The following is a 14,542-nucleotide window of genomic DNA, read 5'->3' on the forward strand; positions in this document are numbered from 1 at the left end:
GTAAAGTCAGAGCACTTTTCGTTGTTGTAATAGGCGGACAATGAGCTGGAAGCAGGCTTCTATTTGCGGCGCGAACGGCTCGGTGCTGCGCATCAGCGCCACGGTGCGGCTCAGCGATGGCTGCTGCAAATGAATGACTTTCAGCTCTGGGTCCTGCAAAAAAGTAGTGTAAAGCTGCGGTAAAATCGCCACCGCCAGTTGGGAGCGCACCAGCCCGTAAAGCGTTTCAATAAAATCGACCTGATAGCGTGCATTTAGCGTCAGCCGCTGGCTTTCGGCCATCGCCGCCACCAGCCGGCTGATATTGCCTTTTGAAAATACGGCAATGTCCCGCTTCACCAGGCTCCGCCACGGCGCATGGCTGGATTCTGCCAGAGGATCGTGACAGTTGACCACCGCCACAAAGGGATCTTCCTGCAGCGGATGGATCTCCAGCGTTTTAGGTACCGAACTGTCCAGCGCGCCCAGGCCAAAGTCCAGCTGACCGCTTTCCAGTTGGGCAATCAGCGCATCGTTGGTGCGATCGTGAAACTCTACGCGCAGGCGAGGAAAAGCCTCTGCGATACGTTGAGGAATGTCAGGGAACAGCAGGCTGCCTACCGAGGGTACCAGGCCTATGCGAAGCGTGCCGTCACCGCCGTCCTGAACAATACGCTGCATGTCGTCAAAAGCGCGCTGCGCGACGTTGAGCACGCGTTCGGCGTGGGGCAGTAGCGCTGCGCCCAGGTCCGTCAGCGTCACTGCCGCAGCGGTTCTGTTAACCAGCTTCCCGCCCAGCACGGACTCAATCTGCCGTAAAGCACTGCTTAGCGCGGGCTGACTAATGGCCAGCCGGTTGGCGGTATCGGTGAAATGACGGAGTTTGGCCAGCGTCACAAAATACTGGATCTGTTTTAACGAGAGTGCGGGAAGGCGCTGCCAGGGTTCAGCCATTGGAGTATCAGGGTTGCCAGGTAAACGTTTGCCACAGGATAAACGTTTCTTATCGGCTGATAAATTAAATCATCTGGGCAAAGCGTATTCCCCTGCCTAGAGTAGCCGTCAGAGCCCCTTTTTTGGAACACTGTCATGACCCCTGCTGATTTACGTCGACGCGCGGTAAAAGCCGCCCTCGGCGAAATGCCTTTCGACCTGCTGCTCATCAATGGCCGGGTCGTGGATATGGCAACCGGTGAAATCCGTGAGGCGGATGTCGGCCTCGTCGGCACGCTCATCGCCAGCGTACATCCCCGCGGCAGCCGGGAAGATGCCGCAGAGATTCACGATCTCGCCGGAAACTATCTCAGCCCAGGGCTGATGGATACCCACGTCCACGTTGAAAGCTCCCACCTGCCACCCGCGCGCTATGCGGAAATCGTTGTCGCTCAAGGCACCACAACTATTTTTTGGGATCCGCACGAGCTGGCGAACGTGCTCGGCATTGAGGGCGTGCGTTACGCCGTTGACGCCAGCCGCAACCTGCCACTACGCGTGATCTGCGCGGCGCCGTCCAGCGTGCCTTCAACGCCAGGCCTGGAAATGTCCGGCGCAGATTTTGCCGGGAAGGAGATGGAAACGCTGCTTTCATGGCCGGAAGTGGCGGGCGTAGCCGAAGTGATGGATATGCACGGCGTGCTTAACGGCAGCGAAAGAATGCTGGAGATTCTTAACGCCGGCCTGGAGAGCGGCAAGCTGATTGAAGGACACGCGCGCGGCCTCAGCGGTGCCGGACTGCAGGCCTACCTTGCCGCTGGCGTAACTTCCGACCATGAACTGACCTCCGCAGCCGACGCGCTGGAAAAACTGCGAGCCGGGCTGACTCTGGAGATACGCGGTTCACATCCGTACCTGCTGCCAGAAATTGTCGCCGCGCTTAACGGCCTGCCGCATATCTCATCGCAGGTTACCGTCTGCACCGACGACGTCCCGCCGGACATGCTGCTGGCAAAAGGCGGCATCATTGCCCTGCTGAATTTACTCATTGAGCATGGGATGAAGGCCGGGGATGCTTTGCGCCTGGCCACGCTTAACGCCTCGCTGCGCCTGCAACGTCCGGATCTCGGCCTGATTGCCGCTGGCCGCACTGCCGATCTGGTGGTTTTCGATTCACTGGAAAAACTGAGCGCCCAAACCGTTTATGTCGCCGGTAAGCTCGTCGCCGAACAGGGTAAAATGCTGGAGCCCGTCGCGGCACCGTCTATCGTTCCCCCGAGAGATACCGTTCAGCTGCAGCCGCTGAAGCCAAACGATTTTGTCCTCAAAGTGCCGGTCAACAATGGCCGTGCACGCCTGCGCCACATCAAGGGCGCTCGCTTCACCCAGTGGAGCGAAGTCGAGGTGGAAGTCCAGAGCGGTGAAGTTCAGCTCCCGGACGGCTTCAGCCTGATTTGGGTTCAGCACCGCCACGGCCGCCACGAGGCAAAACCACAGCTGGCGCTGCTCGAAGGCTGGGGCGAACTGCGCGGCGCGATTGCTACAACCTACTCACATGACTCTCACAACCTGGTTGTCCTCGGCAGAGATCCGCAGGACATGGCGCTCGCCGCTAACGAACTGATTGCCTGCGGAGGCGGGATGGCGCTGAGCCAGAACGGGCAGATGCTGGCGAAGGTAGAAATGCCGATTGCCGGGATGCTCTCCGACCTGCCCGCCGCCGAGCTGGCACAGCAGTTTGCTCAACTCCGTGAATTGAGCAATAAAGTTGCCGACTGGGAACCGCCGTACCGCGTATTTAAGGCCATCGAAGGCACCTGCCTGGCCTGTAACGCCGGGCCACATTTGACCGATCTGGGCCTGACGGATGGCAGCACTCGCCAGATCGTCGACCCGCTTATTGAATGCCACGAACACCCGGCAGACGCACACACAACACATTAATCCGGAGAGCCAAATAATGGCCGAAAATTCAGTGTCTCAGGCCACCAGCGAAAGCTGGCTGGAGCGGCGATTCCAGCTTCGCAGCCGCCAAAGCAAAGTGAAAACCGAATGCCTCGCGGGCGTCACCGGCTTTCTCGCCGCCGCCTATTTGCTGGTTGTTATCCCTGGCCTGCTGGCCGTGGGCGGCATGGATAAAGGCGCGGCAACCACCGGGACAATTATCGTTTTCGTTCTCGGCACGCTGCTGATGGCGTTTTACGGCAATCTGCCTTTTATTGTCGGGCCGGGCATCGGCGGTTCGGTGCTGGTCGGCGTGACGCTTGCCGGGAGTGAGCATATTGGCTGGCAGATTGGTCTCGGCATCGCCTGCTGGTCAGGCATTCTGTTCTTTGCTCTTACCCGCCTCGGCCTGCGTGAAGTGGTCACGCGCTCGGTACCGCAATCGATCAAGCTTGGGCTCACGGCCTCCATCGGCCTGTTTGTTGCGGTGCTGGGCTTCCGCAATGCCGGGCTGGTACTTGCCAACGCCAAAACCAACGCGCTGGCGCTCGGCGACTTTACGTCTGCCGGGGCAATTGTGGCGCTGTGTGGCCTGTTTCTGGCGATTGCGCTTCAGGCCCGCCGCGTGCCGGGGGCCATTTTATGGGCGATTCTGTTTGCCACCTTGGTGGGCATTCCGCTGGGCGTCACTCACCTGCCGCAAAGCTTTATCGCTATGCCGCACTCGCTGGCGCCGGTCCTGGGCCACGTAGATATGCTCGGCGCGCTGAACATCGCCTTCCTGCCGTTCCTGTTTGTGTTTTTTGCTTCAGAGTTTTTCTCCACCATGGGCACCACGCTGGCGGTGGGCGGTGAAGCCGGATTGCTGGACGAGCACGGCAACATGCCGCACATCAACCGCCCGTTTATGGTGGATTCCATTGCCGCCGCGCTTGGCCCCTGGGTCGGTATTCCGGCGGCTACGGCGCTGATTGAGTCTTCGGCGGCGGCGGAGGCTGGCGGTAAAACCGGCCTGACCGCGCTGGCGGCAGCGGTGATGTTCCTGCTGATGCTGCTGTTTACCCCGGTGGCATTGATGATCCCGAAAGAGGCTACCGCGCCCGCACTGATCCTTATCGGCCTGAACATGTTCAGCGGCCTGCGCAAGGTGGATCTGGGCAACTTCACCGAAGGTCTGCCGGTGCTGATGATGGTGATGATCACGCTTATCGCCAACAGCTTCGGGACCGGGATCGCCGGCGGCCTGCTGTTCTATATCATCATTAAAGTGATTGCCGGTAAGTGGCGTGAAATTCCGGTGGGGCTGTACCTGCTGGCCATTCCGCTGGTTTACTACTTCGCCACGTTAGTGAAGCACTAGAAACAAAAATGCCCTCTTGCGAGGGCATTTTCTCAATGCGGCTAATTTAGCCGTTATTCTGAATCTTCTTGATGATATTGGTGGTGGAACAACCATCTTCGAAGTTCAACACCATCACCTCACCGCCGTTAGCCCAAACCTCCTGGCTCCCGGCAATCTGTTCAGGTTTGTAGTCGCCGCCTTTCACTAAGCGATCCGGCAGGACTTCACCAATCAGGCGCTGAGGCGTGTCTTCTTCAAACAGTACAACCCAGTCAACCGCTTCCAGCGCCGCCAGCACGATCATACGCTGATCCTGCGGGTTGACCGGTCGAGTTTCCCCTTTGAGGCGTTTGGTAGAAGCATCGCTGTTCACCGCCACAATCAGACGATCGCCCAGCTTGCGCGCGTTCGCCAGGTAAGACACATGGCCGGCATGCAGAATATCAAACACACCGTTGGTCATAACCACACGCTCACCGCGCTTGCGGGCCGCGGCAACTGCAACTTTCAGCTCAGCTTCGGTCATCACGCCAAAGCCCGTTTCCGCGCGACCGCGCACCGCGTTTTCCAGCTCGACCGGAGAAACGGTTGACGTCCCCAGCTTGCCAACCACCACGCCGGCTGCGGCATTCGCGAAGTAACAGGCTTCTTCCAGCGAGTTCCCCGCCGCAAGCGTTGCCGCCAGCACGCCGATCACCGTGTCACCGGCCCCGGTCACGTCGTAAACTTCCTGGGCCTGAGTCGGCAGATGGAAGGGCTCAATACCCGGCTGCAGGAGCGTCATGCCCTGTTCGGAGCGCGTCACCAGCAGCGCCGACAGTTCATAATCGGCGATCAGCTTCATGCCGCGTTCCACCAGTTCAGCTTCGGTTTTGCACTTGCCAACCACGGCTTCAAATTCTGAAAGGTTCGGGGTCAGCAGCGTTGCGCCACGGTAGCGCTCAAAGTCGGTACCTTTCGGGTCGATAAGTACCGGCACTTTTGCGGCACGTGCCAGACGAATCATCTGCTGCACGGTGGCCAGCGCCCCCTTGGAATAATCGGAAAGTACCAAAGCGCCAATATGCGGGAGTGCCTGGCTGATACGCTCATGCATAGGCTCAGGATCAATGCCCTCAAACCCTTCTTCAAAATCAAGGCGAATCAGCTGCTGGTTGCGTGAAAGTACGCGCAATTTGGTAATCGTAGGATGAGTCGGAACGGAAACGAAATCGCACTTCACGTTTACGCCAGCCAGGCTCTGGCTGAGCGCACGAGCCGCATCGTCAATACCGGTCAGGCCGACCAGGCGGGAGTTAGCACCCAGCGAGGCAATGTTCATCGCCACGTTAGCCGCACCGCCAGGACGTTCTTCAATGGTATCCACCTTCACCACCGGTACCGGGGCCTCAGGTGAAATACGGCTGGTTGGGCCGTACCAGTAGCGATCCAGCATCACATCACCAACCACCATGACGCCTGCACGGCTGTATTCGGGCAGCGTTACTTTCATTCCAGACTCTCCTGCGGGGAAAAATTTCGCGTGGATAATAGCATATTTATAAAGTACACCTGCAAGCTAGCACCCCAGCCAGCTCTGCCAGCTCCGGCGCACCTGCTCGCGCTCTTTCGCAAAGGCGTCCAGAGCAACATGGCCTGGCAATTCCTGCAGCGCCAGATGGTGCAATTCATCACGCAGCGTGACATAGGCGTGGGTCAGCGCTTTGGCCTCGGCCTCGTCCATAATGTCATTCTGCGCCATCAGTTCCAGGATACGCACGTTATCGGACCAGCGGGTCAGCTTCGGCGCTTCGCTGGCATAGCGCAGCACCAGATATTGCGTAATAAATTCAATGTCGGTGATCCCGCCCTCATCGGCTTTAATATCAAAGCGATCGCGGTGTTTATTACCCAGATGCGCACGCATTTTTTCACGCATCTCGCGCACTTCAACCTGCAAGGCTTCACCTTCACGCGGTGTGCACAGGATTTCGCGGCGGATGGCGTCAAACTGGCGATTAAGCGCAGGGTCACCGTACACTACCCGAGCGCGGACCAGCGCCTGATGTTCCCAGGTCCAGGCTTCATTTTTCTGGTAATCGGCAAAGGACTCAGCCGTAGTCACCAGCATACCTGCCGCACCGGAAGGCCTCAGGCGAGCGTCAACTTCGTACAAAATCCCGGTCGAGGTTCGCGTGCTAAACAGATGCATGATGCGCTGCGCCAGGCGCAGATAAAACTGACGGCCATCGATTTCACGTTCGCCGTCCGTCATCACTTCCATCGGGCAATCATGCAGGAAGACCAGATCCAGATCGGAGCTGTAGCCCAGCTCCCAGCCGCCTAGTTTGCCATAGCCCAGCACGGCAAAGCCGCGCCCTTCTCTGTCGTGCAAATAGCGAGGCTGGCCATAGCGCGCCACCATTTGCGTCCAGGCGCGCTGCACCACCGCATCAAGGATCGCTTCCGCAAGCCAGGTCAAGTGGTCACTTACCTTCATGACCGGCAAGGTGCCCGCGATATCGGCCGCAGCCACACGCAGCATCTGCGCCTGTTTAAACTGCCGCAGCGCTTCAAGCTGCTGCTCTTCGTCCTCGTCCGGCACGCGCAGCAGATACTGACGCAGTTCGTCGCGATAAGCGTCCATTGCCGTCGGCTGATACAGCGTGTTGGGGTCGAGCAGTTCATCCAGCAGCAGCGGGTAGCTGGCAAGCTGCGCGGCAATCATCGGCGAAGCGGCACACAGCGTGATGAGGTGCTTAAGTGCCCCGGGGAATTCGCTGAGCAACTCCAGATACGTCGTGCGGGTGAGGATCCCAAACAGCAGCGGCGTCAGGCGCGAAAACGTCAGCGGCGCGTCGGCCCTGGAACAGACTTCACTCAGCAGGTGCGGCAGCAGCAGATCCAGCACCTGGCGGCCACGCGGGCCAATAGTGCGCTTGTCGATCTCCTGACGGAAATGGCTAACTTGCTTTAGTAATTCGGCTCGTGCCTCGGCAGTTAAATGACTGAGCACCGCCGTGTTTTCATCGGCGTCCAGGGCATCGATCCAGAGCTCGCGCCAGCCTTCAGAAACTTTATCCTCTTCTGCTTCCGGCTCATCGTCGCCAATCAAGTCATTAAAGACCTGGCGCACATCGTTCATATGCAGCTGCAGCGTTTGCTGCAGATCTTCCCAGTCCGCCGCCTGCATCGCCCACGCCAGCCGGGCGCGGTTAAGATCGTCGCCGGGCAAGGTTTGCGTCTGCTCGTCGTTGATGCTTTGCAGTAAGTTTTCCAGCCGCCGCAGATAAAGATAGGCCGTCCGCAGTTTCTGTGCGTCTTCTTCCGGCAGCAGATGAAGCTGCTGAATAGCTTCAAGGGTAGGCAGCAGCGAGCGGGACTGCAGCGCAGGCTCTCGCCCGCCGCGAATGAGCTGGAAGACCTGCACGATAAACTCGGTTTCACGAATGCCGCCGGCGCCAAGCTTAATATTGTCCGTTAGCCCACGACGACGGACTTCGCGGGCAATCATGCCCTTCATGTTACGCAGGGACTGGATCACGCTAAAGTCGATGTAGCGACGGAACACGAATGGCCGCAGCATGTTGCGCAGCTCCTGGCTCCAGACATCGTCGTTATCGCCCATAATCCGCGCTTTTACCATCGCGTAGCGTTCCCAGTCGCGCCCCTGCTCCTGGTAATAATCCTCCAACGCGGCAAAGCTCAGCACCAGCGGGCCGCTGTCGCCAAACGGGCGTAAGCGCATGTCCACACGGTACACAAAGCCGTCCTGCGTTGGCTGGTCGAGGACTTTAATCAGACGCTGCCCCATGCGGGTGAAGAACTGGGCGTTATCCAGCTCACGCCGTCCGCCCTGGGTTGAGCCGTTTTCCGGCCAGGCAAAAATCAGGTCGATATCGGAAGAGAAATTCAGTTCGCCGCCGCCCAGCTTGCCCATGCCAAGGATCAGCAGCGGCTGTGGCTCTCCGGCTGCGTTGCAGGGCGTGCCCCATTCGCGACAACAGGCGGCATATAGCCAGTCGCGGGCGGCAACAATCAGCGTTTCCGCCAGCACGCTCAGTTGCTGCAGCGTACTTTGCGTGTTCACCTGCCCCAGCGCCTGAGCCCAGGCGATACGCACCATGATGCGGCGGCGGAAGAACCGAAGCGCTTGCATCAATGCCGCTTCGTCGTGTACATCCTGTAAATCCTGCTGCAGCCAGGCGGCATAATGTTGCCATTCGTCGGCTTTCGGCGCGTCCTGCTGCAGGGTTTGCAGCCAGGCGGGATACGCCACCACGCTGTCACCAACAAAATCACTTATCGCCAGCACCGCGCGAGCTTCGTCGCTCAGTGTCAGGGAGTCAATCTCTTGCGGCAGGCGCGGCAAAAACGCCTGCAGGTGCTGCTGTAATAAAGGGGTCAGCGCCATCATGGTGGGTATCCGTTACCAGTCTATTATTTCCCGCTATGCAGCCAGAAAGGCGCCTGCGAGATCGCTTCGTTTCGGTAATGCTCAATTTCTATACGCTGGCGGGTAACGATGGCGTGACGCAGCCCCTGCCAGTTTTCCAGCCACGGCTGGGTTTGCGCATCGCTGTATACTCCGGCCAGCAGGCGGATGGCATCCGTTTCACGCGCCAGACGCGGCAACTGGTCTGCATAGGCATCCCCCAGCGGGCGCTGAAATGCGTCTTTTAGCTCAGCCGCATGGCGGGAAAGATGCGTATCAGCAAAACGTTTGAAGGAGCTATCAAGCTTCGTGCGGCCTTTCTCATCAACGAACGACTGCCACTGGCGTTCCACCAGCCAGCGGGTCAGCGCCAGCTTAGCGCTGCTGGCCTGCGCGCTATAGACAATCGCTTCGGCTTTTTCGTCGCTGGCAAAGCGCGCTTCGAGCGCAATCAGCTGCTCACGTAAGTGGGTACTCGCTTTTCTTGGAATAATGCCGCCAAAAAGCGCGAGAGCATGACGCACCAGACCCACGGCATCAATCACCTGCTGCTTAGCCGCTTTGACGCCGCTAAGCCATAGTTCTTCATGGTAAAGCCAGTGGGCGAGCGCCAGCTCCAGCGCACCTTCCAGCCCTTGCTCAACGCTGGCCTTGGCAGGCGGGTACAGCACGCCCAGCGGCTTCACTTCGCGCACCGCATTGCCCTGAGCCAGGTGATAACCACGTGCCGCCTTGCTCAGGTTGCCCTGACGCAGGCCAGGCTCAGTGACCAGGCTTTCCGCCAGAGCCAGTAAATCGGCCGTTTCACCGCTTAACAGCTCAAGTTCAAGCTCGCAAATGGGAGTCTGGTGCTCATCGGCTTTCACTTCACCCAGATCCAACGCCAGTTCAATGCGGCTTTCACCGTAAGTAACTACCCACTTTTCACGCGCAAAATCAGTACTGAACAGCGGCTTAACGTCGGCCTGCAGCGCCGCCACGTCCAGACCTTCGGGCCATACTTCCGCCGGCAGCAAAGCAAGTTCCAGCTCTGGCTTGCTTAGCGCCACGTTGTATTCAGGGCGCTGATGCAACCCGCCGATCGCGCGTCCGGCGATTTTCATCGTCATTTCGTATTGCCCGGCATCGCCACGAATACGCAACCCCATGTCGTGGCGACGCAGCAGGTTATCTGCCGTTTCATAATAAATATTTAGCAACTGACGAGGGTCGCTGTGTTTCCCCGGCAGGGCATTTAATTTTTCGCGCAGCGCGTCAAGCGCAGCAGGGTTAACGATGAATTTGAGTTCGATTTCCTGGGCCATGTCTTCTTTACTTATGTTTACGTCACACCAGGCAACATCCTGGCGAACTAAATAGCGTCGATTAGGTCTGTAATAGTACGACAAAATACCCCGTCGGGTAGCGAATTTGCGGTAGTGCGGAAACGCCGGATGGTCAAATTGACATCAGGATGATTCTCATTCAGGTTTACGGATTGCGCCGTCAGACTGTTGCCACTACTATCGTTCCACACTTTATGAAAATAACGACGAAATAATGCAGAAATTACGCCTGATTTGCCTCACTTTGCTCTCCCTTAGCGTTTCCGTCGTGGCTCATGCCGAAGAAAAACGTTATGTCTCTGATGAATTAAACACCTGGGTCCGTAGCGGCCCGGGCGATAACTACCGCCTGGTTGGCACCGTCAACGCAGGGGAACAAGTCACGCTGTTGCAAAGCAACGAGGAAACCAAATACGGCCAGGTACGCGACAGCAACGGGCGCACCTCGTGGATCCCCCTCGCGCAGTTGAGCACCAATCCAAGCCTGCGTACTCGCGTACCCGATCTGGAAAACCAGGTCAAAACGCTGACCGACAAGCTGAATAACATCGACACGACCTGGAACCAGCGCACCGCTGAAATGCAACAGAAAGTTGCCCAGAGCGACACCGTGATTAACGGCCTGAAGGACGAAAATCAGCAGCTTAAAAACCAGCTGATCGTCGCCAAGAAAAAGGTGGATGCCGCCAACGTACAGCTTGACGACAAACAGCGTGCCATCATTATGCAATGGTTTATGTATGGCGGCGGCGTGGCAGGGTTTGGCCTGCTGATTGGTCTGCTGCTGCCACACATGATCCCAAGCCGCAAGAAGAAAGACCGCTGGATGAACTAACGGCGGCACATTAGCCGTTGATTCCCCCTCGCATCTACACTTACCATTCGTGGTTCAATAACGGTGCCTGGGGTGTAAAGCGTGAAGATTTATCTTGTCGGTGGTGCGGTTCGTGACGGGTTATTAAAACTGCCGGTTAAGGATAAAGACTGGGTTGTGGTTGGGGCGACGCCTCAGCAAATGCTGGACGAAGGCTACGAACAGGTCGGGAAAGACTTCCCGGTGTTTCTTCATCCGCAATCCCACGAAGAGTATGCGCTGGCCCGCACCGAAAGGAAATCGGGCCTGGGCTATACGGGCTTTACCTGCTATTCGGCACCGGACGTCACGCTTGAACAGGACCTCCTGCGTCGCGACCTGACGATCAACGCGATTGCCCAGGACGAAAATGGCGAACTTTTCGACCCGTATAACGGCCTTGCCGATATCGAGCGTCGCCTGCTCCGCCATGTTTCACCGGCTTTCAATGAAGATCCGCTGCGCGTGCTGCGCGTGGCGCGATTTGCTGCACGCTACGCTCATCTTAATTTCCAGATAGCGCCAGAAACTCTCGCCTTGATGCGAACCATGACGGACAACGGCGAAATTGCCCATCTCACTGCCGAACGCGTATGGAAAGAGACGGAAAATGCGCTGACCAGCCGCAATCCGCAGGTCTTTTTTGCCGTGCTGCGCGAATGCGGCGCCCTGAAAGTCCTGTTCCCGGAAATTGACGCGCTTTACGGTGTTCCGGCGCCCGCAAAATGGCACCCGGAAATCGACACCGGTATTCATACACTGATGACGCTGTCTATTGCCGCGCAGCTTAGCCCGGCGGTAGACGTTCGCTTCGCCACGCTGTGTCACGATCTGGGAAAAGGGCTGACGCCAAAAGAAAAATGGCCAAGCCACCACGGCCACGGCCCGGCTGGCGTTAAGCTTGTGGAGCAACTTTGTGCCCGCCTGCGCATCCCGAATGATATTCGTGACCTGGCAAAACTGGTCGCCGAATTCCACGACCTGATCCACACCTTCCCGATTTTGCAGCCAAAAACGGTGATCAAGCTGTTCGACGCCATTGATGCCTGGCGCAAGCCACATCGCGTGGAGCAAATCGCCTTAACCAGCGAAGCGGATGCTCGCGGGCGTACCGGTTTTGAGGCCAGCGATTACCCACAGGGTAGAATGCTACGCGCGGCCTGGGCTGCGGCGCAGAGCGTAACGAATAAAGAAGTGATTGAAGCTGGCTTCAGCGGCCCGGCAATTCGTGAAGAGCTAACGAAGCGAAGAATTAAGGCCGTTGCGGCCTGGAAGGAAGCGAATTGCCCTCAGCCGCAAGGCTGAGGGCCGTTGTCCCTAGGTGAAGATAAAGAACACCACAGCGGCAACAACAAAGCGGTAAATCGCAAACGGAATAAACGAAATTCGCTTAATAAGTTGCAGGAAGGTTTTGATGGCGATCAGCGCCACGATAAACGCCGTGATAAAGCCCACGGCAAACATTGGCAGATCGCCCATCGTCAGGAAGCCAATGCTCTTATAGAGATCAAGCGCCGTCGCCCCCATCATCATCGGCACCGCCAGCAGGAACGAGAATTCAGAAGCCGCATAGCGGCTAACGCCCATCAGCATCCCGCCGGAAATCGTTGCCCCGGAACGAGAGAATCCCGGCCACAGCGCCAGACACTGGAAGCAACCAATCATAAATGCCTGGCGATAGGTGATGTCGTCCACGCCTACGGCACGCGGTACCTTAGGTTTCAGGCATTCGGCGGCTATCAGCAGCACGCCCCCAACCACCAGGGCATACATCACGTTAACCGGGTTAAACAGCGATTTGATAGCATCGTGCAGAACAAGGCCCAGCACGACCGCCGGTATCATGCCAAGTAAAATATGGATCAGAGAAAGACGGCCAGTGCCTACCCCTTCATGCTCGGGAGGACGACCAAAGTGGATGCCAATCAGACCAAAAAGACGACGCCAGAACATCACGACCACGGCGAGAATAGAACCAAGCTGAATAACCACTTCGAAGGTTTCCGCGGTCTGCCCCTCGAAGCCTAAAAGATGCCCTACGATGATCATGTGCCCGGTAGACGATACCGGTAAAAACTCCGTTAACCCTTCAACAACGCCAAGAATGGCGGCAATCGCCAACGTTGGTAAATCGCTCATCACTTACCCCTCATCCCGAAAAACGAACACAAAAAACGGCACACGAATTACGTCTGCCGCAAAAGATACGTTGATAAGACCAGCCAGTCGCCGTTTGGTTTAACGTTCAGGCCATTATTTGCTTTGTTTCAGACTACTGCCACGCTCGATAATGACGCCGACGTTAGCGGCCTGTGCAACGGCGCCAGGCTTACTCACCTTTAACCGAATCCACGGAGAATTAAAGCGGGTCAGCAGCAGTTCCGCAACTTCTTCAGCCACTCGCTCGACCAGCGCAAAACGCCCGCCGCCGACGTGCTGCAAAACAGCTTCGCTGACATCCGCATAGCTAAGGCAATCCTTAACGTCATCACTGCCCGCGGCTTTGCGGTTATCCCAGGCCATTTCGATATCGAACACCAGCTTCTGTTCAATGGTTTGTTCCCAGTCATAAACACCGATAGTGGTGATTACCGAAAGTTGCTCTATAAATACAATGTCCATCACGCCCTGCCCGGTTTTTAGTCATGCCGGATACCACTTCCGGCGAAATATGCGTATTATCCACAGATGCAAAGAAGACTTCGACACTTTCAACATGGAACAGCGTTATGAGTGCAATCGCGCCTGGTATGATTCTCCTCGCGTATCTTTGCGGCTCGATTTCTAGCGCCATTCTGGTGTGCCGCATTGCCGGTCTCCCCGATCCACGCGAGAGCGGCTCCGGCAACCCAGGAGCAACCAATGTCTTACGTATTGGCGGTAAAGGTGCAGCCGTAGCGGTACTAATTTTTGATGTGCTGAAAGGCATGCTGCCGGTCTGGGCAGCCTGGGCCCTGGGTGTAACGCCCTTCTGGCTTGGCCTGATTGCTATTGCCGCCTGCATGGGCCATATCTGGCCGGTGTTCTTTAAGTTTCGAGGCGGTAAAGGTGTCGCCACGGCGTTTGGGGCTATTGCGCCTATCGGCTGGGATTTAACCGGCGTGATGGCAGGTACCTGGCTGCTGAGCGTATTATTAAGCGGCTACTCTTCCCTCGGCGCCATTATCAGCGCGCTGATCGCCCCGTTTTATGTCTGGTGGTTCAAGCCGCAGTTTACCTTCCCGGTGGCGATGCTTTCCTGCCTGATCCTGATGCGCCACCACGACAATATCCAGCGCCTGTGGCGAGGCCAGGAAACGAAAATCTGGGCGCGATTTAAGAAGAAAAAGAAAAAAGACGAGCCTGAATAATTTTGTCTTATTTGAGCCTCGCAGAAATAACAAAGGAGTGATAAATCACTCCTTTTGCTTAGGTAAACCGGCTGGGCGCTATGCCTTCCAGTAATTATTCGCCGCAGCAATCGTCTGGAAATGAATCGCTATTACCTGCGATGAGGCAATCAGCGCATCTGCATCATTGGCGTAAACCGGACGCAGCTTTTTCAACACCTCCGGGTCTGGCTGTACGGTTTTGACTCCGCGACGGCTCAGCGTCACCGCCAGTTCATACCCTGCCTGCGGATCGTTTGTGATCAGCGTTGTTAACCATTTATCGCTCATATTGTCCCACTCATTATCGTTATTGTATAAATTGCATTTTTTATGCACCTTAAGTGCACGGCATTTATCAACATAATCCTGGCAAAAATCAAT

General features: G+C 57.1%; 12 protein-coding genes. 5 read left to right on the plus strand and 7 right to left on the minus strand.

Translation table 11 applies throughout. The annotated features are described in order from the left end of the window. Window positions 1-6: 6 nt before the first annotated feature. Window positions 7-933 carry a LysR family transcriptional regulator gene (locus tag CNE01S_RS16040; protein ID WP_008460054.1) on the minus strand — a complete coding sequence of 309 codons (927 nt, stop codon included), beginning with the start codon at window positions 931-933 and terminating at the stop codon, window positions 7-9. A 135-nt stretch (window positions 934-1,068) separates the two neighbouring features. On the opposite strand from CNE01S_RS16040, the gene CNE01S_RS16045 reads away from it, so the two are divergent. Next, window positions 1,069-2,856 carry an adenine deaminase gene (locus CNE01S_RS16045; RefSeq protein ID WP_061277307.1) on the plus strand — a complete coding sequence of 596 codons (1,788 nt, stop codon included), beginning with the start codon at window positions 1,069-1,071 and terminating at the stop codon, window positions 2,854-2,856. Window positions 2,857-2,872: 16 nt separating this feature from the next. Then, window positions 2,873-4,216: an NCS2 family permease gene (locus CNE01S_RS16050; RefSeq protein WP_061277308.1), complete on the plus strand. Its 1,344-nt coding sequence runs from the start codon at window positions 2,873-2,875 to the stop codon at window positions 4,214-4,216. A gap of 46 nt (window positions 4,217-4,262) precedes the next feature. Here the strand turns inward: CNE01S_RS16050 and hldE are convergent, their stop codons facing one another. The 3 genes from hldE to CNE01S_RS16065 form a co-directional block, all read right to left on the minus strand. After that, window positions 4,263-5,690, minus strand: coding sequence for a bifunctional D-glycero-beta-D-manno-heptose-7-phosphate kinase/D-glycero-beta-D-manno-heptose 1-phosphate adenylyltransferase HldE (gene hldE / locus CNE01S_RS16055; protein ID WP_061277309.1), 1,428 nt, complete (start codon window positions 5,688-5,690; stop codon window positions 4,263-4,265). A gap of 66 nt (window positions 5,691-5,756) precedes the next feature. Continuing rightward, window positions 5,757-8,594, minus strand: coding sequence for a bifunctional [glutamate--ammonia ligase]-adenylyl-L-tyrosine phosphorylase/[glutamate--ammonia-ligase] adenylyltransferase (glnE, locus tag CNE01S_RS16060; RefSeq protein ID WP_061277310.1), 2,838 nt, complete (start codon window positions 8,592-8,594; stop codon window positions 5,757-5,759). A 23-nt stretch (window positions 8,595-8,617) separates the two neighbouring features. Beyond that, on the minus strand, window positions 8,618-9,916 hold the full coding sequence (locus CNE01S_RS16065) for a CYTH domain-containing protein (RefSeq protein ID WP_061277311.1): 1,299 nt from the start codon (window positions 9,914-9,916) through the stop codon (window positions 8,618-8,620). Between the two features lie 235 nt (window positions 9,917-10,151). Between CNE01S_RS16065 and CNE01S_RS16070 the strand changes: the two genes are divergently transcribed. Next, entirely contained in the window at window positions 10,152-10,772 is a 621-nt protein-coding gene (locus CNE01S_RS16070) for a TIGR04211 family SH3 domain-containing protein (protein ID WP_038475868.1), read from the plus strand. 81 nt (window positions 10,773-10,853) lie between these two features. Further along, a complete protein-coding gene (locus CNE01S_RS16075; RefSeq protein WP_061277312.1) occupies window positions 10,854-12,095 on the plus strand; it encodes a multifunctional CCA addition/repair protein in 1,242 nt (413 codons plus the stop codon). 12 nt (window positions 12,096-12,107) lie between these two features. Here CNE01S_RS16075 and bacA read toward each other — a convergent pair whose 3' ends face one another. Continuing rightward, window positions 12,108-12,929 (minus strand): undecaprenyl-diphosphate phosphatase, encoded by an 822-nt coding sequence (bacA, locus tag CNE01S_RS16080; RefSeq protein ID WP_061277313.1) that lies wholly within the window; start codon window positions 12,927-12,929, stop codon window positions 12,108-12,110. Window positions 12,930-13,043: 114 nt separating this feature from the next. Further along, on the minus strand, window positions 13,044-13,412 hold the full coding sequence (gene folB / locus CNE01S_RS16085) for a bifunctional dihydroneopterin aldolase/7,8-dihydroneopterin epimerase (protein WP_061277314.1): 369 nt from the start codon (window positions 13,410-13,412) through the stop codon (window positions 13,044-13,046). 107 nt (window positions 13,413-13,519) lie between these two features. Here folB and plsY point away from each other — a divergent pair, with 107 nt between their 5' ends. Then, window positions 13,520-14,140 (plus strand): glycerol-3-phosphate 1-O-acyltransferase PlsY, encoded by a 621-nt coding sequence (gene plsY, locus CNE01S_RS16090; RefSeq protein WP_045781242.1) that lies wholly within the window; start codon window positions 13,520-13,522, stop codon window positions 14,138-14,140. Window positions 14,141-14,218: 78 nt separating this feature from the next. Here plsY and CNE01S_RS16095 read toward each other — a convergent pair whose 3' ends face one another. Then, window positions 14,219-14,449: a hexameric tyrosine-coordinated heme protein gene (locus CNE01S_RS16095; protein WP_061277347.1), complete on the minus strand. Its 231-nt coding sequence runs from the start codon at window positions 14,447-14,449 to the stop codon at window positions 14,219-14,221. Window positions 14,450-14,542: the final 93 nt, after the last annotated feature.

This window comes from Cedecea neteri NBRC 105707 = ATCC 33855, assembly GCF_001571265.1.
GTDB classification, from domain to species: Bacteria; Pseudomonadota; Gammaproteobacteria; order Enterobacterales; family Enterobacteriaceae; genus Cedecea; species Cedecea neteri.